At 45.4% G+C, this 19583-nt stretch carries 22 protein-coding genes and 1 pseudogene; 8 read left to right on the top strand and 15 right to left on the bottom strand.

The genetic code is table 11. The annotated features are described in order from the left end of the window. Positions 1-599 (top strand): annotated as a pseudogene (locus B9T16_RS02830) (RNA-guided endonuclease InsQ/TnpB family protein); the annotation flags it as partial. Here B9T16_RS02830 and B9T16_RS02825 read toward each other — a convergent pair. Then, positions 532-1023, bottom strand: a complete 492-nt coding sequence (locus tag B9T16_RS02825; protein WP_006618186.1) for a hypothetical protein — start codon at positions 1021-1023, stop codon at positions 532-534. The pseudogene B9T16_RS02830 and the gene B9T16_RS02825 overlap by 68 nt on opposite strands. A 100-nt stretch (positions 1024-1123) precedes the next feature. Between B9T16_RS02825 and B9T16_RS02820 the strand changes: the two genes are divergently transcribed. Continuing rightward, entirely contained in the window at positions 1124-1810 is a 687-nt protein-coding gene (locus tag B9T16_RS02820; protein ID WP_006618187.1) for a uridine kinase, read from the top strand. A 208-nt stretch (positions 1811-2018) separates the two neighbouring features. Then, positions 2019-3644 carry a methyl-accepting chemotaxis protein gene (locus B9T16_RS02815; RefSeq protein ID WP_006618188.1) on the top strand — a complete coding sequence of 542 codons (1626 nt, stop codon included), beginning with the start codon at positions 2019-2021 and terminating at the stop codon, positions 3642-3644. A 9-nt stretch (positions 3645-3653) separates the two neighbouring features. Here the strand turns inward: B9T16_RS02815 and B9T16_RS02810 are convergent, their stop codons facing one another. Next, positions 3654-4001, bottom strand: a complete 348-nt coding sequence (locus B9T16_RS02810) for a histidine triad nucleotide-binding protein (RefSeq protein WP_006618189.1) — start codon at positions 3999-4001, stop codon at positions 3654-3656. A gap of 767 nt (positions 4002-4768) precedes the next feature. Between B9T16_RS02810 and pflB the strand changes: the two genes are divergently transcribed. Both pflB and pflA read left to right on the top strand, forming a co-directional pair. After that, positions 4769-7060: a formate C-acetyltransferase gene (pflB, locus tag B9T16_RS02805; RefSeq protein ID WP_410244047.1), complete on the top strand. Its 2292-nt coding sequence runs from the start codon at positions 4769-4771 to the stop codon at positions 7058-7060. A gap of 122 nt (positions 7061-7182) precedes the next feature. Then, positions 7183-7932 carry a pyruvate formate-lyase-activating protein gene (gene pflA / locus B9T16_RS02800; RefSeq protein ID WP_006618191.1) on the top strand — a complete coding sequence of 250 codons (750 nt, stop codon included), beginning with the start codon at positions 7183-7185 and terminating at the stop codon, positions 7930-7932. A gap of 48 nt (positions 7933-7980) precedes the next feature. Here pflA and B9T16_RS02795 read toward each other — a convergent pair whose 3' ends face one another. Further along, positions 7981-8433 carry a DUF3611 family protein gene (locus B9T16_RS02795; protein WP_014274140.1) on the bottom strand — a complete coding sequence of 151 codons (453 nt, stop codon included), beginning with the start codon at positions 8431-8433 and terminating at the stop codon, positions 7981-7983. Next, on the bottom strand, positions 8424-8615 hold the full coding sequence (locus B9T16_RS02790) for a hypothetical protein (RefSeq protein WP_014274139.1): 192 nt from the start codon (positions 8613-8615) through the stop codon (positions 8424-8426). Before B9T16_RS02790 ends, B9T16_RS02795 begins: the two co-directional genes overlap by 10 nt. A gap of 58 nt (positions 8616-8673) precedes the next feature. Between B9T16_RS02790 and B9T16_RS02785 the strand changes: the two genes are divergently transcribed. Together B9T16_RS02785 and B9T16_RS02780 are read left to right on the top strand one after the other, a co-directional pair. Then, positions 8674-10152, top strand: coding sequence for a bifunctional orotidine-5'-phosphate decarboxylase/orotate phosphoribosyltransferase (locus tag B9T16_RS02785; RefSeq protein WP_062945566.1), 1479 nt, complete (start codon positions 8674-8676; stop codon positions 10150-10152). Between the two features lie 269 nt (positions 10153-10421). After that, on the top strand, positions 10422-11426 hold the full coding sequence (locus B9T16_RS02780) for an iron ABC transporter substrate-binding protein (protein ID WP_006618195.1): 1005 nt from the start codon (positions 10422-10424) through the stop codon (positions 11424-11426). 137 nt (positions 11427-11563) lie between these two features. On the opposite strand, the gene B9T16_RS02775 is transcribed toward B9T16_RS02780, so the two are convergent. The 5 genes from B9T16_RS02775 to B9T16_RS02755 all read right to left on the bottom strand — a co-directional run bounded on the left by B9T16_RS02775 (position 11564) and on the right by B9T16_RS02755 (position 16130). Beyond that, positions 11564-12022 (bottom strand): hypothetical protein, encoded by a 459-nt coding sequence (locus B9T16_RS02775; RefSeq protein WP_231852238.1) that lies wholly within the window; start codon positions 12020-12022, stop codon positions 11564-11566. Positions 12023-12229: 207 nt separating this feature from the next. Then, positions 12230-12853 (bottom strand): exopolysaccharide biosynthesis protein, encoded by a 624-nt coding sequence (locus B9T16_RS02770; protein WP_006618197.1) that lies wholly within the window; start codon positions 12851-12853, stop codon positions 12230-12232. A gap of 117 nt (positions 12854-12970) precedes the next feature. Then, positions 12971-14251, bottom strand: coding sequence for an adenosylhomocysteinase (ahcY, locus tag B9T16_RS02765; protein ID WP_006618198.1), 1281 nt, complete (start codon positions 14249-14251; stop codon positions 12971-12973). A 123-nt stretch (positions 14252-14374) separates the two neighbouring features. Beyond that, positions 14375-15085, bottom strand: a complete 711-nt coding sequence (locus B9T16_RS02760) for a histidine phosphatase family protein (RefSeq protein ID WP_006618199.1) — start codon at positions 15083-15085, stop codon at positions 14375-14377. 109 nt (positions 15086-15194) lie between these two features. Further along, positions 15195-16130 (bottom strand): hypothetical protein, encoded by a 936-nt coding sequence (locus B9T16_RS02755; protein ID WP_006618200.1) that lies wholly within the window; start codon positions 16128-16130, stop codon positions 15195-15197. A 710-nt stretch (positions 16131-16840) separates the two neighbouring features. Here B9T16_RS02755 and B9T16_RS02750 point away from each other — a divergent pair. Next, positions 16841-17422, top strand: coding sequence for a hypothetical protein (locus B9T16_RS02750; protein ID WP_035735237.1), 582 nt, complete (start codon positions 16841-16843; stop codon positions 17420-17422). Between the two features lie 109 nt (positions 17423-17531). On the opposite strand, the gene B9T16_RS02745 is transcribed toward B9T16_RS02750, so the two are convergent. The 6 genes from B9T16_RS02745 to B9T16_RS02720 form a co-directional block, all read right to left on the bottom strand. Next, positions 17532-17711 (bottom strand): hypothetical protein, encoded by a 180-nt coding sequence (locus B9T16_RS02745; RefSeq protein WP_315642791.1) that lies wholly within the window; start codon positions 17709-17711, stop codon positions 17532-17534. Positions 17712-17729: 18 nt separating this feature from the next. Then, a complete protein-coding gene (locus B9T16_RS02740; RefSeq protein ID WP_235181420.1) occupies positions 17730-17945 on the bottom strand; it encodes a hypothetical protein in 216 nt (71 codons plus the stop codon). Continuing rightward, positions 17942-18241 carry a hypothetical protein gene (locus B9T16_RS02735; RefSeq protein WP_006616106.1) on the bottom strand — a complete coding sequence of 100 codons (300 nt, stop codon included), beginning with the start codon at positions 18239-18241 and terminating at the stop codon, positions 17942-17944. The genes B9T16_RS02740 and B9T16_RS02735 overlap by 4 nt, the downstream gene beginning before the upstream one ends. After that, on the bottom strand, positions 18238-18420 hold the full coding sequence (locus B9T16_RS02730; RefSeq protein WP_353912551.1) for a hypothetical protein: 183 nt from the start codon (positions 18418-18420) through the stop codon (positions 18238-18240). Before B9T16_RS02730 ends, B9T16_RS02735 begins: the two co-directional genes overlap by 4 nt. A 518-nt stretch (positions 18421-18938) precedes the next feature. Further along, positions 18939-19328, bottom strand: coding sequence for a type II toxin-antitoxin system death-on-curing family toxin (locus tag B9T16_RS02725; protein WP_006615862.1), 390 nt, complete (start codon positions 19326-19328; stop codon positions 18939-18941). Next, a complete protein-coding gene (locus B9T16_RS02720; protein WP_006615861.1) occupies positions 19321-19506 on the bottom strand; it encodes a hypothetical protein in 186 nt (61 codons plus the stop codon). The genes B9T16_RS02725 and B9T16_RS02720 overlap by 8 nt, the downstream gene beginning before the upstream one ends. Between the last annotated feature and the right edge of the window lie 77 nt (positions 19507-19583).

Below are 19583 nucleotides of genomic sequence, written 5' to 3'. Positions count from 1 at the left end.
CGAANCGAACCTKAGGTTTTACCGAAACGCCGAGAAAAAGCTGAAACGCGCTCACCGAAGGGTGAGCCAAAAACAGAAAGGCTCTGCCAACCGAAAAAAAGCCGTTAATCGACTCGGGCGAGCACACCTCAAAATAAGTCGGCAACGTGAAGAACACGCCAAGAGATTGGCGCGTTGCGTAATCCAATCTAACGATCTGGTGGCTTACGAAGATTTGAGGATTAAGAATATTGTGAGAAACCACTGTCTCGCCAAGTCGATTCACGATGCTCTTTGGTATCAGTTCAGGAAATGGTTGGAGTATTTTGGGGTGAAATTTGGCAAGATTACCGTAGCGGTAAACCCTGCTTATACCTCTCAAAAATGCTCGAGCTGCGGCACGATTGTCAAGAAAAGTCTCTCAACTCGAACCCATATTTGTCAGTGTGGGTGTGAGTTAGACCGAGACTATAACGCAGCCATCAACATTCTGAACGCTGCCTTGAGTACCGTAGGGCATACGGAAACTTAACGCTTCTGGAGATTTGACCGCTACTTTGGTTGGTGCAAACCTGTCAGAGCAAGTCGAGTCGTTGAAGGAAGAATCCCCACGCCTTTAGGCTGGGGAGTGTCAACCAGTCTTTCCTTAACCCGCGCCTGGGCTACATCAAAATCTTTGCGCGCCGAAGTATAAGCTGATTCCATCGTATTCAGAACCGACTCATAATAGGCGATAAAGTTTTTCATCTCGATCGCTTCAGCCACAGTCATTTCTTCTCCCGCTACCGATACCATTGTCACCGCATTAGACAAAACCACTGCCCTTTTAATTGTACGCCGACGGGTAATTAAAGCATCTACCTTTTGCACCGCCGCCCGTGCTTTAGTGTTATACTCATCCCGATTTCTGTAGCCCACAGGAGTTTTTCCCACTTCTACTACAGTAATTAATGTATTACCTTCTAACCCTGATCGGGCTGATTCTATGCGCTTACCCAGTAGCGTTAATTCTGCCAAAGCATCTGTTACCGTCATTTCAGCCATTTAACCTTCCCTCTGTCAAGATTTTCGCCCCTTACCAGATAGACAGAAGCCCGAATCAACCGCGCCATAACAATTAGTAACTAGCCCATTATACAACACAATGGCAGTAAATTACCAACCTATTAATCTTAATGATATTATTGATGCGATCGCTATTCAGCGTAAATTGCTGTCACCTCAGCAACCCGTCCTAGTCGCCATCTCAGGAATTGACGCTTCTGGAAAAGGCTATATCACCGCCCAAATTGTCAAAATACTTAGCCAGGGAAACCTGCGGGTAGCCAGCATCAATATTGATGGATGGCTTAATCTACCCCACCAAAGATTTAGCCAGACTAACCCCGCCGCCCACTTTTATCAATATGCGATTCGCTTTGACCAGTTATTCAGCCAATTAGTCTTTCCCCTGCGCCAACTTCGCTCAGTCTCTCTTGAGGTCAATTATACTCAAGAAACCGCCACAGAATATCAAAAGCATAGATATAAATTCGACAATATTGATATAATTATCTTGGAAGGAATCTTTTTGTTAAAACAAGAGTTCCAGTCATACTATGACCTTTCTTTTTGGATTGAATGTAGTTGGGAAACCGCATTAGAACGAGCTATTAGGCGATCGCAAGAAGGCCTATCTCAACAGGAGACAGTTAAAGCATATCAGGCCATTTACTTTCCCGCTCAAAAAATTCACTGGGAACGGGATAAACCTAGACAAGCAGTTACAGCCAGGATTAATAATGATTTCCGACTAGCATCTACGGCACTCAAGCCCGACCCTAGCCCTTGAGTGCATCGATTTAGCCCGAATCTCAAATATTTTAACTTGCTGATATTAGCAGATCCCATCTATCTGCAACATCCCTATAAATAGGCAAGTTTATGATATATATTACCTAAGTCCAGAGCCTACCAGCACCTTTTTTAAGGATTGCCTTTTCCCTAAGAAACCTGAAAGCCTTTGATTTACCTGTTCATCTGTTATACACCACTGATTAATGATTGAATCTAAACGCCAAACCATCAAGCTCAAATGGCGCATATTGATAGGATATGCTATACCGATTTTACTCTCTTTTGGAGTCGTATCAGTAATCTACTACAAAGCTACCCACGTCGTCGAACTCACCGCCGCAGTCGAGACCACTCAACTGCAAATGGAAGGAGTTGATCAAATAATTGTTGGCATTTCTAAAATGTTGCGAAATGTGCGAATGAGCCTTTTATATCCTGAGTTAGAAGACTACGAAAGTCTCTATAAACAAGCCTTTGAGCAGTTCACAACTAATTATGACAACTTGATGAGACAGATTGATGATCCCAGGTTGAGGGATGAATTAACCAAGATCAGACAAGCTGGTAATGAGATTGATCGGATTTCCAGAAACGTATTTAATCTGATTGATAGTAATCAATTACCCTTAGCCCAAGCCGAAGCACAAGCCCTCAGCGTCAGTGAGTTAGCAGCTACCGGAGAAAATATTGACGAGCAAAAGCAACAGCTTCTCAATGCTAAGTATAGAGAGTTGGAAAATGCTATGAATGCTCTCACTATGATGGCTGCATTGGGAATGTTTATAGCTGCTACTCTAGCTATTGTTTTGGCTCTGGTAATTTCCGCCCGCATTAGCAGGACTCTTAATGATAGCATTAGTATAATTGCGAGTTCTTCTAATCAGATTGCTAGTACCACAGAACAACAAGAACGCAACGCCAGCCAACAGGCAGGAGCAATTAATGAAACTACTGCTACAATGGATGAACTAGGAGAAGCAGCCCGGTCAATGGCCGAACAGGCAGAATCCTCCGCCGATATCGCCAATCAAGTCTTAGATATGGCTAAATCTTCCATCGAAAGCGGCCAGCAAGTCCTCACTCTCGGTCAGTTTTCTTCTGAAAGCGCCCAGCAGGTGTTAAAACTCGCTGAGTCGGAAACCGAGGCGGTACAGCTAACCCTACAGAAAATCTTGAATCTCAAGGAAAAAGTAGAGGCTATTGCTCATCAAATTGTTCGACTTAGCCAGCAAACTGAACAAGTTGGCATGATTACTAATATGGCGGCTGATTTGGCTAACCAGACTAATATGTTAGCATTGAATGCAGCCGTAGAAGCCGCCCGTGCTGGTGTTCATGGTAAAGGTTTTGCTGTGGTAGCCATGGAAATCCGCAAATTGGCAGACCAGAGTAAACAGTCGGCTCAAAAAATTACCGCTTTAGTTAATAATATTCAAAAGGCGATCGATGGTACCGTATTAGTCACTAATGAGGGTAGCAAGACTGCCGAACAAACCATCGAACTTTCTCGGGGGACCGTCAATGCTTTTGAAAAAGTTACCGAAGCCATTAACCCCGTTTTAAAAGCCTCTACAGATGTCAGTGATGCCATTAATCATGTGATTATTAGCAATCAGGAAGCCACCCTAGAGGCGATTAATGAAGTGGTTTTGAATTCACAACAAATCTCTCTGAGTTCCCAACAACAAGCTCAAGCAATTCAGCAAGTCTTCCAGGCTATGAATAGCCTTAATCAAAGTGCCACTGAGGCTGCTAATGGTTTGCGGGAAACTAAAATCGGTATTCAACGACTTAATCAAGTTGCCCAAAATCTCAAGGCTGAAACCTAGAAATTAACCTCAACCAGGGGGCCACTGCATGGCCCGACCTCCCAGAATATGAATGTGAAGATGATCTACAGTTTGTCCTCCATCAAAACCATTATTAATGACTACACGATAACCATTAGTTAACCCAGCTTCCTGGGCTACTTGTTTCACCTTCAGCAGTAAATGTCCCATCAGCCCATGGTCATCGGGGGTCGCTTCCTCTAATTTAGGAATCGGTTTTTTGGGAATTACCAAAATGTGAACGGGTGCTTGGGGTGCAACGTCTCGGAAAGCTAACACTAGATCATCTTCATAGACGATATCGGCTGGAATTTCCCGGCGGATGATTTTCGTAAAAATTGTTTCGGAATTGCTCATAGTTTTCGCTTGGGAGTGGGGCGCGTCTTTACATATTGGCACGACCACAAACTGTCGTATTATACAATGATATACGCCAACTGACAAGGGTAAATCGGCTCTCAACTCTTAAAAAAAGTTTAATTTTGGGCACTCTAATTAATACATATAAATGATCTTGAATTTCTGATCTAGGAAAGGGACTGATAGACGGCTCCCTGGGGCCAGCTTTGCCCAGAAAACGAGACTATTAAATTATCCTAAATTATCCTAAATCCTACTTTATCCTATTTTATACTACTCATTATAGGTATTTCAGTATATAAGGTACAAAAACTGGATACTAAATCCTACTTTTCACTATTTACAAATACTGTATTTTTAGTTATTAATAGTAGAAGAGAAAGAAAAAAGGTTAGTCAGCAAATAGCTCTTAATTAGTTAGAAGTTCAATCCAAAAATGCGTCGTAGGTGGTGATTGAAAATTATTGCCAGAAAGAAAAATAACACCTGCGGCACTCTGTCCACCAGATTTCCCGATTAACAACTATATAGATAGTACCTGCAACCCAGATAGCATTAATTGTTTGGTGTCAAGACTTGTCATTTTATCATGTCTAGTCTGCCAATTATATAGCTTGAGGTTGTGAATGCTGCCCCGTCTGTGAACTGTTTTGGTAACGGTAAATTTCCCACGGATTGTAGGGGTGTTTATCGGGGAGTATATGGCTGCTAATTTGTGAGACTGCCTCAACCCTAAAGAACTGAACAAGAGGAAACTTAAAGATATGGTTTCAACTGTAGAAAAACCCACGAAACTGACATCACCTACAGACAACAGTAGTGGTAATATAACTCCCGAATGGCAAGGATTTAAACAGGGTAAATGGACGAAAGAAGTAAATGTTCGTGATTTTATCCAAAAAAACTACAGTCTTTATGAAGGAGATAGCGGGTTTTTAGCTAATGCTACAGAACGCACCAATAACCTCTGGGATCAGGTTAAGGAACTGATGGCAGAGGAACGCAAAAAGGGCATTTTAGACGCAGAAACTAAAATTCCTTCTGGGATTAATGCCTATGGTGCGGGATATATAGATCGCAGTTTAGAGCAAATCGTGGGTTTGCAAACTGATAAACCCCTGAAACGAGCGATTATGCCCTATGGTGGTATTCGGGTAGTTAAAAAATCCCTAGAAGCCTACGGCTACGAACTGGACCCGGAAACGGAAAAAATCTTTACTCAGTATCGCAAAACCCACAATGATGGTGTTTTTGATGCTTACACGCCAGAAATTCTCCTAGCGCGCCATTCTGGACTGGTAACGGGATTACCAGATGCTTATGGTCGCGGTCGCATTATTGGTGACTATCGGCGGGTGGCGCTGTATGGAGTCGATCGCCTAATTTTAGACAAAAAAGAGCAACAAGCGTCTCTGGAATTAGACGCAATGGACTCAGAAACGATCGCGCGGCGCGAAGAAATCTGCGAAGAAATCCGATCGCTCCAAGAACTCAAAGAAATGGCAGCATCATACGGGTTGAACATCGCCAAACCCGCCGCCACCGCCCAAGAAGCCGTACAGTGGACTTATTTTGGCTATTTAGCAGCAGTCAAAGAACAAAATGGCGCGGCTATGTCTCTGGGACGGGTATCTAATTTCTTAGATAWCTACTTCGAGCGAGATTTGCAAAATGGCACTCTCACCGAAAGTGGGGCTCAGGAAATTATCGACCATTTCGTGATGAAATTACGGATGGTGCGGTTCCTGCGGGCTCCTGAATACAACCAACTATTTTCTGGTGATCCTACCTGGGTAACAGAATGTATTGGTGGTATGGGTGAAGATGGTCGCCCCTTAGTCACAAAAAACAGTTTCCGGTTCCTGCACACACTCTACACCTTGGGTGCTGCTCCTGAACCTAACCTGACTATTTTATGGTCGGAACGTTTGCCAGAGAACTTTAAGCGCTACTGTGCTAAGGTCTCCATTGAAACCTGTTCTACCCAGTATGAAAATGACGATTTGATGCGGGCAGAATATGGCGATGATTATGGCATTGCTTGCTGTGTTAGCGCCATGAAAATCGGTAAGCAAATGCAGTTTTTCGGCGCACGGGCGAATTTAGCCAAGGCGCTGCTGTATGCGATTAATGGCGGTAAAGATGAGACAACTGGCGAGCAAATCGGCCCCTCATGGCTTCCAGTTAAGGGCGATTATCTCGAATATGAAGATGTGGCGGAGAAATTCGATCGCTGTTTAGAATGGTTGTCTCGGTTGTATGTCAACACCCTGAATATTATTCACTTCATGCACGATAAATACGCCTACGAGCGGATTGAACTGGCACTGCATGATCGTGATGTATATCGGACGATGGCTTGTGGTATGGCGGGTCTGTCTGTGGTAGCTGATGCTTTCTCTGCTATTAAATATTCTCGGGTGAAAGTGATCCGCAATGACCAAGGTTTGGTAGTGGATTATGAAATCGAAGGCGATTATCCCAAATTCGGGAATAATGACGATCGCGTTGATGATATTGCTGCCAATTTGGTCAAGCAATTTATGAACAAAATCCGTCAGCACAAAACCTACCGGAACTCAGTTCCTACCCAGTCAATTCTGACCATTACTTCTAATGTGGTTTACGGTAAGAAAACTGGTAATACTCCTGACGGTCGGAAAGCTGGCGAACCTTTTGCACCGGGTGCTAATCCTATGCACGCACGGGATACACAAGGAGCGATCGCGGCTTTGGCTTCTGTGGCGAAACTGCCCTATGAGCATTCTCAAGACGGCATTTCTTACACCTTTTCTATTGTACCACAAGCATTAGGAAAACAGGAAGGCGATCGTATTAGCAACCTGGTGGGAATTTTAGATGGTTACTTCGCCGACGACGGCCATCATATTAACGTCAACGTCCTGAACCGGGAAACCTTGGTCGAAGCCATGGAACATCCCGAAAAATATCCACAACTAACCATTCGTGTATCCGGTTACGCCGTCAACTTTATCAAGTTGACCCGCGAACAACAATTAGATGTGATTAATCGTACTTTCCATAGTCGCATCTAGAGATTTATACACCGGGTTAATCTACAGTTAAATGTGATTAACTCGGTGGTTATCCATCATTAGTTAGTCTGTAATAACCCGGTTTTAATCAATCCGGGTTTCTGTTGTCTATTATCATAATTATGTCTGATTCTCAAACTCAAATATCGGGTAACATTCATTCCTATGAAAGTTGCGGAACCGTAGACGGTCCAGGAATTAGATTTGTCGTGTTTACCCAGGGTTGTCCCCTGCGCTGTCTTTATTGTCATAACCCCGACTGTCAAGAAGTAGCAGGCGGTAAACAAGTCACAGTCGAAGAAATCATCCAAGAAGTAGTCAAATATCGCTCCTATATGCGGTTTTCTAATGGCGGTATTACTGTCACTGGCGGCGAACCCTTAATGCAGCCAGAGTTTGTGGCAGAAATCTTCCGGCGCTGTCGGGAATTGGGTATTCATACAGCCTTAGATACCTCTGGTTATATCCCCATTAATGTAGCCAAACCAGTGCTAGATTATACCGATTTAGTGCTTTTAGATATCAAATCTTATCACAGCGAAACCTATCGGAAAGTCACCTGTGTTTCCGTAGAACCAACCCTGAATTTTGCCAAGTATTTACATGAGATTAATAAACCGACATGGGTGCGGTTTGTGTTAGTACCCAATTTAACTAATGACATCAATAATATGGAGGCATTAGCTAAGTTTGTGTCCGGCTTCAGCAATGTAGAAAAAGTCGAGATTTTGCCCTTTCATAAAATGGGAGAATATAAATGGGAGCAAATCGGCTATGAATATAAACTTAAAGATACCGAAGAACCCACCCCAGAAGAAGTCAGCACAGCTATAAATATATTTCAAAAGTATGGTTTGGCGGTGGTCGCTTAACACTTACTCTCAGCCTTGATCACTTAATCTGAAAGCGATCGCTCCTCATTAACCCCCCAAATCAGTCACCCTTTTTTCCCGATTAGATAAACTTTGAGTAATTTGATAGAGCAGAAATAAAGATACAATAATCCCCACCAACTCCGCCGCCATAGCATTAACAGCAGCCTGTAGTGTAATCATATCCATAGGCACAATAATCGGACCGCTGCGACTTAAAATAGCCGCCCCCTCACTCGGATTATAAATCGTGGCGGCTCCCGGTGGCACAGACAGCATTCTAAATAATAGAGCCCCCACCTTCCACATTGCCACAACCATAGCACAAATCATACCCGCTATATTAGTAGCTAACCCAATCCAAAGAGAGCGAGTTACACTAGCCTTACTCGGACGACGGTCTGGGTCAGTCAGTTGATCACCAATTCGGGTATAGTGAAAACACCAATAAATGGTAAACCCTAGAGCCAACAAACAACCATAAGCCAAAACTAAACCCACAAATGATTGTCAAGCCGTCTATTTCTGGCGGGACTGAGAAATAACGCAAACAACAACAGAAAAATGGGTACAACCCCAAAAAAACCCTGCAAACATAAGCCGATTAACCCTCCCTTTCTAAAAGCCAAGGCAATTTGATTAATATGGGACGGAGATGATTGGAAATTAACTTGCTCAGACATTGCCCATAAATTCCTAGTGAATCACAGTATTCTAGCGGTTCGATTAAATGGAGGCAATATGAATTTTTCCGATAAACTAATTAGCAGCATTGACCGCAACCAAAGTTTGCTTTATGTGAACCTCGACCCGGACCCGGAAGTATATCCGCCTAACTTTGAGAATGAGCAGGGTCTAGGGCTAGTTGATGATGGTAAACTCGTGGAGGAGTGGTATCGATGGTTAAAGGCGATCGTACACCAAACCGCCTACTTAGTTTGTGCCTATAAACTAACTTTAAATGCCTATTTAGGGCTTGGCTTGTCCGGGTGGCATCTTTTACAGCAGATTTTAGACCAGATCCCCTCTACAATGCCAGTCATTCTCGATGCTAAACACGCCGACCTCAATAGTGCCAGCCTGTTTGCGCGCATGATTTTTAAAGAATGGGGGGTTGATGCTTGTACCGTATCCCCCTACACCGGACAGGATTTGGTCACACCCTTTCTCCTCTATCCTGATAAAGCAGTATTTGTCCTGTGTGCCACCTCTAACCCCTCCGCTAACCTACTCCAAGAACATCCTAACCCGGCACATCCACTTTACTTAGAATTGGTGCGAGCTACCCAAACCTGGGGAACTCCAGAACAGGTCGGGTTAGAAGTCGGGGTCATGGCTGATGTGTTAGCACGAATTCGTCGTCAAGCCCCAGAACGTTTGATTTTGGTTCAGGGAAATAGTGCTGAGGAAAACGATCTAACCGAACAAGATGATCTGATCCAAATTCTGGCGGCGGGTTTGGGTGCTGACGGTGCGGGTCTATTGCTACCCCTACCACCACGTTTATTACAACGGGGAACTGTGACAGAGGCGGTGCGGTCTTTGCGAGATGCTATCAATGACGAACGCCTGCGGGTTATGCAAGGTAGTCCTAGCTGTGACCTGTGGCTTCCTGATGTCTGTTTCTTGGAAAATGAACCCCACCGCGACCTGATTCTGCAACTTTATGATATTGGTTGCATTATGTTTGGCGACCATGTGCAATCGTCAGGAGAGGTTCTACCCTATTATATTGACTTGCGCCGGATTATTTCCATCCCCCAGATTTTTCATCAAATTGTCGGAGCCTATGGGGAAATTCTCCAAAATCTTAATTTCGATCGCATTGCGGGTATTCCCTATGGGTCTCTACCTACAGCCACGGGTCTATCTCTCCGCTTAGGACGGCCTATGGTCTTTCCCCGAAAGGAAGTTAAAAGCTATGGGGCAAAAAGAGCCATAGAAGGACATTTTCAGCCAGGGGAAGTCGTTGTCGTTGTCGATGATATCCTCATTACCGGCAATAGTGTCATGAAAGGAGCCGCCACATTACAAGCCGCAGGACTCAGGGTTGAGGATATTGTCGTATTTATCGATCATGGTCGCAACGTCATGGAAAGGTTGACAGAAAATGGCTATCGTGGCCATGCGGTATTAAGTCTCGATGAAATTTCCCAAACCTTATATCAGGCTAACCGCATTTCCTCTCAACAATTTGAACTATTACAACAGCACGTTTAGTTGACTATTATAGTCATTTATTCCCCCAGTTTGGCTATATTGACATTACTTATCAATAAACTTAATGCTATCTATTATGATATAATCAGCGGCTCTGTCTTGGTGGCAATGTATTAACACCTATTAACCAGCCTATGACCTGCGGCTCACTCTTCCTTTATTAATAAAAATTCTTGTTTAACTCCCCACAGGGTGATATAGTTTGTCTGGAATTAGATGCAACTAATTCTTAATAACTGTCGCTGACAAAAACTAGATGAGGGTAACAAATGTTCAAACGTAGACATTTTTTGGCGGGGATGCTCACCCTAGCCTTAGTTCTGGGTATAGCCCAAGTTAGCCAGTCTCAGAATCAGACTTTAACTATTTACTCTGGGCGAGGAGAAGCTCTGATTGGTCCATTAATCAAACAAGCGGAACAGCAGCTAGGTATTAATATTAGGGTCCGCTATGGTGATACTGCGGAATTAGCGATCGCTATTCTCGAAGAAGGACGCAATAGCCCTGCTGACATATTTTTTGCTCAAGATGCTGGAGCCTTGGGAGCCTTACAAAAAGCCGGTCGAACTCGCGCCATTCCCGCACAAATGATCAGCAAAGTAGATTCTCGTTTCCGTTCCCCTAACAACCACTGGGTAGGGATTACAGGTAGAGCGCGGGTACTAGCCTACAACACCAACCAGGTCAACCGCAACCAACTACCCAACTCCATCTCTGAACTAACCCAACCCAAATGGCGGGGGAGAGTTGGCTGGGCTCCCACCAACGGTTCTTTTCAGTCCTTCGTTACCGCCATGCGCCTAGTAGAAGGTGATGCTAAAACCCTGGAATGGCTCCAAGCCATGAGAAATAATGGGGCTGTGGTTTACCGGAACAATACCGCTATTGTTGAAGCTGTAGGTCGAGGAGAAGTAGATATGGGGTTAACCAATAACTACTACCTATATCGCTTCTTAGCAGATGATCCTAACTTCCCTGTCGCTCACCACTACACCCGTGGCGATACGGGATCATTAATTAATATAGCCGGAGTAGCTATTCTCGACACAGCCAGAAACGCCCAAGATGCACAGCGATTTATCCAGTTTTTACTGACCAATAACGCCCAAAACTTCTTCGCCCGAGAAACCAAAGAATATCCCCTAGTCGAAGGGATACCAGCCCCAGAGCGACAGTTATCTATTGATCAAATCAATCCGCCAAGAATTGACTTAGCCAATCTAGCTGACTTACAGGGGACCCTGGTACTGCTACAACGGGCAGGCGTGTTATAGAATTAGACTTTAGGGTGCGAACATATTGCTGCTTGACGCACCCTAGCTATTGATGATGAGAGGGCGATTAACTGGTAATTTCGCGATATTTTCGGAAATATGTTGGTAAGTATGATCATTATTGCACTTGCGCTCAGCTATAGCGACCAATATTTCGAGCCCGATTCTGAATCATAACAACTTGAACTGGTAAGCTGGCATAATCTTGATAGGGTTCTCACCTGTTCCCGATGGATAGGGGTAAACCACTGTAAATCAATCACCATAACTTCTAATGTCAATGTAACCGGGTCAAGACAAATTCCCGCCGCCCGTGTTTCGTCGATTTGAGCAGTCCAATATTCAATACCATCGATTTGGTCGGCCCTACCCTGACGAACTAATTCTAACAAAAGCTGTTCTTTGGGATTCCCCCAATTAGCATCGACCATGGACAAAGCGCGATCGATGCGACTTTCGAGAGTTTCAGGTTCCCAATTCTTGGTTTGGGCTAGATGGTAAATCTGTCTAAGTTCTATATTCCCGAATTTGGTGGACAGAGGGAGTTCTGCGAGTGAGCCATCCGGGTTGATATAAGTTTTGGTAGATGTAGTCATCACAATCATATTTCTCTCCAGGACAAGTAAGCGGCCAACCTTTTAGTATCTTCATCATCCCAAAGGTTTCCGAAAATCTCAGTGATTTCTCGGAGTGATTCTGGTGATGTTCATAGTGTTTCTGGGTGAGACTACGCAAATTAACTGATGACGCAATCAACTCAGTTGTGGTGATGGTGATCACTTTTTGGACCAGTGGAGGGGATTTTAGCGACTGATAGACAACCGTAGGTAATTAATCCCGGCTTTCACTGCTTCATAGCCAAACAGTAGAATTAAACCGGAAAGGACTGCTCCCATCAAACAAACTACTAATCCCCCCAAGGTAATGGCCCCATCATCATCTAACAGCCCAAATCCGGTAATAAAAATCCCGATCGCTGGTAGTGTATTAGTTAAGGGAATGGGGAGCATCATGGAGACTGCCATAATGGCGATCGCACAACCAATCACAACCCGTCCCACCGGATGAGTACAAATAAAACTCAAGCGGGGACGACAAACCACCTCAATTTTCTGTAACCAAGGAATCCCCACTTTTAAAATTCCCTGTACCTTTTCCAAAGACATAGGACGGTTGAGCCATGAATTTGGAAACCAAGGCGTTTGTGAACCCCAAATCAATTGAATAGCTAACAAAAATAATAAAATTCCAAAGGGAATCGAATAGCCAGGAGCCGGAATCGGGAGGGCGGAAGGCAGCGCCAGCACCACAAACAAAAACCCAAAAATCCGCTCTCCTGCCAGAGTAATAATATCACCCAGCGTTACCTGAGATGAACGCGACTCTTCCCAAAAATAGCGCTGAAGTTCAACAGAAAGTTTTGCCACAAGCCACAGCAAAGATAAAAAAACTAAGTAGAATCAATCAACCAGAATATAGTTAGGCAACCGTTTCCGGTTGCCATCACAAATACCTAAATTAAATCCCCAGAAAAACTTGACAGATTAATCAGTTCCCATAGTCCAGGAATTGCTATATTCAATCTGTTCTGGGGTCAAGGTATCAATAGCAATACCCATCGCCTTCAACTTCAGGCGAGCAATTTCCTGATCGACATCTTGGGGGATAGAGTGCAGACCGGGTTCAAGTTTGCCTTTATTTTTCACCAGGTATTCACAAGCCATCGCCTGGTTAGCAAAACTCATATCCATAACGGCACTAGGATGACCTTCAGCAGCAGCCAAATTGATCAAACGTCCTTCACCCAAAACGACAACAGATTTACCAGTTTTGAGCTTATATTGTTGGGTAAAGTTACGAACTTCCTTGATTTCTGTAGAACGTTCCGCCAGGGCTTTCAGGTCAATTTCAATATCGAAGTGACCAGAGTTACAAACCATAGCCCCATCTTTCATCACATCGAAATGTTCCCCACGAATAACGTGCTTATTACCAGTTACAGTAATAAACAAATCTCCCACGGCAGCGGCTTGTTCCATAGGCATGACCCGGAAACCGTCCATGACGGCTTCAATAGCCCGGACTGGATCAACTTCGGTAACAATCACATTAGCACCCAATCCACGAGCGCGCAAGGCGGAGCCTTTACCACACCAACCGTAACCGACAACGACGACATTTTTACCAGCGAGGAGAACATTAGTAGCGCGGATAATACCATCAAGGGTAGATTGACCAGTTCCGTAGCGGTTATCAAAAAAGTGCTTAGTATCCGCGTCGTTAACGTTCATAGCGGGGAAAGTCAGTTTCCCATCATTAAACATGGCGCGCAGACGCACAATTCCGGTAGTGGTTTCTTCGGTGGTGCCGATAATTTCAGGTATTTGATGCTGACGGTTTTTAACGAGGGTAGCAGTGACATCACTACCGTCATCAATAATAATATTGGGGCGGTGATCTAGGGCAATCTCGACGTGGCGCAGATAGGTGGCTGTATCTTCCCCTTTCATAGCGAAAACGGGGATGCCATAATCAACCACCAAACTAGCGGCTACATCGTCTTGGGTAGACAGGGGGTTACTAGCAATAAGTATAGCATCCGCGCCCCCAGCTTTGAGAGCGATCGCCAAATGTGCTGTTTCTGTGGTGACGTGACAGCAAGCGACTAAACGAATACCTTCAAAGGGCTTTTCTTGGGCAAAACGTTCTTCAATTTGGCGCAAAACTGGCATTTCACGCCCCGCCCATTCAATCCGTTGTTTGCCTTTTGAGGCGAGTGTTGGGTCTTTAATTTCATATTTGGCTTGGACGGTTGTTGAACTCATGCAGTTATTTCCTTTATAAATCGCGTTTTCACTGCCAAATGTTTGGCAAATTATTAGGGGCACCCAACTTATGGACGATTGGCCTTTCCGATTCTAGCACCATTAACCGCAACATATTATATATCATCGAGGTAATTCGGGCTGATATCGGTAAGCATATCGATAATAGCGGTAATATCTCAGAGCGGCTCTGAGTAGATGAGACTGGGAAGCCACCCCGGCTAGTTCCAGATGGCTAGTATCTCCGGCTAGTTCCAGGTTCCAACCATGATCATCAGCTACTAACTTGACTAGAGAGCAAAGAGAGGTTTTGAGTTTCGCTTTTCTCGTAATTAGTCCTTGGGTGAGTCCTTCGACTGAGGCTGCATGACCTACTAAGAGGAGATTTTGGGGGTATTGTGTGGTTAAGCGTTGGATAGTGCTGGCCATGCGTTGTTGAGCCATTGACCAGGTTTCGGGATACTGCAAACTTTGGGGGGATTGATAGTTAAGATTAATGCGGGGAAAATCTGCTTTGAGTTCTGATGGCGATCGCATTTTCGGCAAATAGGGGAAGGTGTAACCACTTAAAAACTCTCCCAGTCCCGGTTCTAGTTGCACTGGTAAATCGAGAACTTCGGCGACGGCGTGGGCGGTAGCAACGGTTCGCAGAAATGGGGATGCGAAAATGTAGTTAATCTTTTCTTCCCCTAGACGTTGGGCTAGGGCGATCGCTTGCTTCTCGCCTTTGGCTGACAACGGCGGGTCAAAGGGATTGCTACTGCTACGATACCAATTGGAATCGGCATGGTCTTGGCGATCGCCGTGTCGGGCGATCCACAGGGTTTGATTCATCTTAAGGGCAGGTTGTCACGCTTTTCGGGCTATTTCAATCATAACCCGATAGTCATCCCATCACCGACGCTTCCGGCTTTCCTATTACCTAGGTATCGATGAGCGATTATCACTTGTTATCCCTACTGGGAATATCGGTGTCGAGGGTGGGGCGCAACTGAATTAGGCGATCGCCTTGATGACTACGCGGCATCACCACCAACGGCGGGCGGCGGGTTTCATCGGGTTCAGGTAGGGCTGGGAATATATAATAATCCCCATCCACATCAATCAGCAACCGCCAGACGCGATTCTGGCTGGGGTTATTAATCGCCGCACTCAGCAGTTGCTGGTAGCTGCTTGGGTCACCAATAATGCGGATACCTTGAGGATTGCGGATATCATCGGGGTTCACCCCCAAGGGAAAACTATCCTCTCGCACAACCACCGTCACCACCGGGAGAGACGACGTTTCATTCACCGCATCCCGCCACGCATCGGCTTCTCCCTGCCATTGTGCCAGCCAGAAACAGCCCGCCAGCAGCCAACAGATAATCAATGTTTCATCCAGGAGCGATCGTAAAAAGCGCAGAGATTGATACTCCAACAGGTGGAACTCCAGAAACGACTTCAGCAGTTGCAGCAGTCCCCGATACAACCGAAACAGCCCGCGTTTCCAGAGGCGTTGAGGCGGTTGACCCCGGGTTAAACGAGTATTCAGACAATCCACTGTCCGCTGATAGATTTTCTGCATTCCAGCTTGGAACCTTTGGGAGGGTTGCCCTTCCAGTAACCACAGACTGCAATAAACCCCCACCACAATCAAGGCGATGGTTATAATAGTATGGATAATTGCGCGGAAACTGCCGAAAAACACTTGAAAGGCAGCAATATAAAACGACTCTAGGGGTAAAGGGAGCGTCGTCACTTCCAGTTGGAAAAATCCGAAATAGATCCAGCGATAAGTCCAACCCGTGAAGTATAGCACCGCCCCCAACATCACCAGTAAACTGGCAATTCTTCCCAGTGCAAAAGTTTCCGGGGGTAAACGCGGTGACTCACTCATCTCAACCTTATCCCAAAGATGACAACAAACCCTCTCGGGGCTACCTCTTACCGTTTGGCAACTCGGTCCTCATCCGCCCTCACCCCAGCCCTCTCCCAGAGGGAGAGGGAGCAAGAGGGGGAGCCAGATTCAAGGTTTCCGGGGGCAAACGCGGTGACTCACTCATTTCAACCTTCTCCCAAAGATGACGACAAACCCCATCGGGAGTACATCTTACCGTTTGGCAACTCGGTCCTCATCCGCCCTCACCCCAGCCCTCTCCCAGAGGGAGAGGGAGCAAGAGGGGGAGCCAGATTCAAGGTTTCCGGGGGCAAACGCGGTGACTCACTCATTTCAACCTTCTCCCAAAGATGACGACAAACCCCATCGGGAGTACATCTTACCGTTTGGCAACTCGGTCCTCATCCGCCCTCACCCCAGCCCTCTCCCAGAGGGAGAGGGAGCAAGAGGAAGAAGGAGAACCGGATTCAAGGTTTCCGGGGGCAAACGCGGTGACTCACTCATTTCAACCTTCTCCCAAAGATGACGACAAACCCCATCGGGAGTACATCTTACCGTTTGGCAACTCGGTCCTCATCCGCCCTCACCCCAGCCCTCTCCCAGAGGGAGAGGGAGCAAGAGGGGGAGCCAGATTCAAAGTCCCTCTCCCAGAGGGAGAGGGATTCAGGGTGAGGGATACCCCATCGAGTTCTAAACCAGTCTAATCTGTTATGAAACATCCAACTTGCCATATCTTGTCACTGGTTTTAATGGTTTCCTCCCTGGGAATAGCGGGCTGTGGCATGAGCTTTCCGTCCCAAACGGCTGAAGTTACCCCTACTGGGCAACTCAATCCATTACCCTCACCGCCAATTATTCAAGTCATGCTCCCAGTGAGTGTCAAAATTGAGTTAAAAGCGGGGGGGAGTGGCAACCATGAATTACTGGGATTTAACCCAGAAACCCGCCAACTGCAACTGGCGGGACTTTCTGAAGGATTGCCCCTGACGGAAATTGCCAAAATAGAGCGCGATCGCCAGAAAAATCAGGGGGTAGTTCTTGGAAGGGGGCCTAAAATTCGCGGCGAGGATCTCGGCAAGCCAGAAACTTGGCGGGTTCCCTTCTCTGCCATGCAGTCTGGGCAGGAAAACCAGATCACAATTCGGGGTCCAGAGGCTTGGGAGGATGATGATTTACAGGGAAAACTCGAACTCCAGGGCGATTATGATTTTATATTAGATCAGATCATCCCCTTGTCAGAGGATGAGATGGAAATGGTGGTGAGTAAAGTGCGTCGTGACGCGGCGGAGTAAGTCCTAGAGAACCACCATTTCGCTATTTAATGTGATGGGGTTTCTTGGTTCATTCACATCAATAAAGATATTCGTATCCCCTAACCTGACCAACATTGCTCTTGATGAATTATCCCGAGGACGGATGAATAGAAATCACTTTAATACTTTGAGTTCGATGGATAGATTTTAGGGTTTTTTCATTCGTTATAAATTCTGTAGCCCCAACGGAGACTGCCGCAGCAATATGTAAAGCATCCATTGCTCCGAGTCCAAACTGGCTAGATTCTTGATGAGCATTTTCAATCATCCTGTTAATGTCATTGGCTCAATAAGTGACCGCCTGAAAAAAGGTTTCATAAAACTTGATTTCGCTACTTTGCTGGTTATAAATTGCTTTAGGCAAGACCTCTAATTTTACAAAAATACTAGAGGCAAATTCTCGCCGATCATCTTCTAAAACTTGTAAAGCAAGTTCAGCGATTTCATTTTGACCCCGATCCGCATAAATTAGCACTCCCGCATCGATAAAAGTTCGGATCATGAGGGGTTTAGATATCCTCCACGACGTTCGGCTTTCTCCTGTTCGATTTCTTCCGGGGTTAATAATGGGGGTCCCGATTCTATAATTTCTTGGCGGATTTTTCTGAGTTGTTGTCCTAAGCGGGAACTAGATTGAGTCGGTTTTGGGGTTGGATGAATGACCTCAATAAAAGCAAGAACTTGTTGCTGTTGCTCAGGGTCTAAAGTTTTCCATTTTTCTAATAGTTGTTCGGTGGTCATTTTGCTAAATTCCTTAATCGAGTGGAGTTGATATAATCGGCTATCCAATCGGGTCACCGATCATATCCCAACGGCTCTAGTTTGCGACTCGCTGCCAGATACTCACAAGCAACTTGCCAGAGGAGAACAGCAATGGCTTTCTCGCCCGGATTTGAGATTTTAGGCGGAATGAGTCGGGAGGAATTGACCCATAATTCCACTTCCGCGCCTTCGGGCAAATGGCAATCTGTTTTCAAGATAAAGGTCCCGTTGTGATAGACCGCTTTTAAGGGGTGGGGCATGACCAGAGGACTCCTTTCGGGTGAAACCTAGGGCAGTGAAAAACGCCTAGAGAAACAGAGGCAAGTTGTGTCTATGATAGCAAACGCTATCATTCTCAGCGAACCCAAGGTTGAGTTGCTCCGCAATCCGTTGTTCTATTTCTGGGGTGAGGGATAGGTTCATGGCATCAGCAAGAGCGTGATTACCTTGATTATAGTAGTAGAGAAACGGCAGGGGCGATGAGACTCAAATCATGGCTCTGTCAGGACTTACGCATTGGGGAAGGACCAACCATCAATCTGTAGAGGCGAATTTGACCAATCAATCAATGTCACTGTATTTAATTATAGCGATTCTCAGACTCATTAGGTAAAGCCCTCACCCCAAACCCCTCTCCCATACGGGAGAGGGGCTTTAAAAAGTACCTCACCAATCCACCGAACCGCTATAAAGCCCTTCCCAACCCAATATTTATAAAGGGTTTTAACGCATTTTAAAACTTTTCTTGAATATGTTCCGTTAGATAAGCAATAAGCGTATCTTTGTTGATTTTGTGTTCAGCAACTTGAATCATTAAATCATAAGCCTTATCTTGAGAGAGTTGTAGCTGATAATGATTAACCTCCAGAAAGGCGATCGCCGTAGCCAGATCGGTTCGTTTATTGCCATCTAGAAAAGGGTGATTCATACAGATATGGAATAAGTAGGCAGCGGCTTGGGCGGGAATGTTTGGATGTAGATATTGCCCACCAAAGGTTGCTTGAGGTTGGGCTAGGGCAGATTCAAGCAGTTCTTGATCGCGGATGCCATGGAACCCACTAAACTGATCGATCTGAGCCTGATGGATTTTCAGGACGCTAGTCAGGGGTACGAATTTAGGCATCTGCAAGGCGACGATAAACCTCCTCCCATTGCGGCAATGTATCTAAATAGGCTTGGAAGAAGGGGTCTTCCTCAACTTTTTCTTGGGATTTTATTTGGCGAATATTTTCTAAAATAACCTCCAGGGTTGACTCAGGTAATGAGTCTAGTTCTTTGATAATTTGTTCTTTGAGGGTCATATTTTTTTATCGTTAATTCAGTAATAACATTGCCGAATGGTGAAACCTAGGGGGGTGAAAAACGCCTAGGGAAACAG

This window comes from Arthrospira sp. PCC 8006 (assembly GCF_046480465.1).
Lineage (GTDB): Bacteria > Cyanobacteriota > Cyanobacteriia > Cyanobacteriales > Microcoleaceae > Limnospira > Limnospira platensis.
The sequence above is the reverse complement of the archived record's forward strand: the minus strand, read 5'-3'. Positions and strand labels throughout refer to the sequence as shown.

Bases quoted from the DNA above. Each gene is read 5' to 3' on its own strand.
- B9T16_RS02825 (WP_006618186.1), bottom strand. From the start codon at position 1,023: ATGGCTGAAATGACGGTAACAGATGCTTTGGCAGAATTAACGCTACTG.
- B9T16_RS02820 (WP_006618187.1), top strand. From the start codon at position 1,124: ATGGCAGTAAATTACCAACCTATTAATCTTAATGATATTATTGATGCG.
- B9T16_RS02815 (WP_006618188.1), top strand. From the start codon at position 2,019: ATGATTGAATCTAAACGCCAAACCATCAAGCTCAAATGGCGCATATTG.
- B9T16_RS02810 (WP_006618189.1), bottom strand. From the start codon at position 4,001: ATGAGCAATTCCGAAACAATTTTTACGAAAATCATCCGCCGGGAAATT.
- pflA (WP_006618191.1), top strand. From the start codon at position 7,183: ATGTCTGATTCTCAAACTCAAATATCGGGTAACATTCATTCCTATGAA.
- B9T16_RS02790 (WP_014274139.1), bottom strand. From the start codon at position 8,615: ATGTCTGAGCAAGTTAATTTCCAATCATCTCCGTCCCATATTAATCAA.
- B9T16_RS02785 (WP_062945566.1), top strand. From the start codon at position 8,674: ATGAATTTTTCCGATAAACTAATTAGCAGCATTGACCGCAACCAAAGT.
- B9T16_RS02780 (WP_006618195.1), top strand. From the start codon at position 10,422: ATGTTCAAACGTAGACATTTTTTGGCGGGGATGCTCACCCTAGCCTTA.
- B9T16_RS02775 (WP_231852238.1), bottom strand. From the start codon at position 12,022: ATGACTACATCTACCAAAACTTATATCAACCCGGATGGCTCACTCGCA.
- ahcY (WP_006618198.1), bottom strand. From the start codon at position 14,251: ATGAGTTCAACAACCGTCCAAGCCAAATATGAAATTAAAGACCCAACA.
- B9T16_RS02760 (WP_006618199.1), bottom strand. From the start codon at position 15,085: ATGAATCAAACCCTGTGGATCGCCCGACACGGCGATCGCCAAGACCAT.
- B9T16_RS02755 (WP_006618200.1), bottom strand. From the start codon at position 16,130: ATGAGTGAGTCACCGCGTTTACCCCCGGAAACTTTTGCACTGGGAAGA.
- B9T16_RS02750 (WP_035735237.1), top strand. From the start codon at position 16,841: ATGAAACATCCAACTTGCCATATCTTGTCACTGGTTTTAATGGTTTCC.
- B9T16_RS02745 (WP_315642791.1), bottom strand. From the start codon at position 17,711: ATGATTGAAAATGCTCATCAAGAATCTAGCCAGTTTGGACTCGGAGCA.
- B9T16_RS02740 (WP_235181420.1), bottom strand. From the start codon at position 17,945: ATGATCCGAACTTTTATCGATGCGGGAGTGCTAATTTATGCGGATCGG.
- B9T16_RS02725 (WP_006615862.1), bottom strand. From the start codon at position 19,328: ATGCCTAAATTCGTACCCCTGACTAGCGTCCTGAAAATCCATCAGGCT.
- B9T16_RS02720 (WP_006615861.1), bottom strand. From the start codon at position 19,506: ATGACCCTCAAAGAACAAATTATCAAAGAACTAGACTCATTACCTGAG.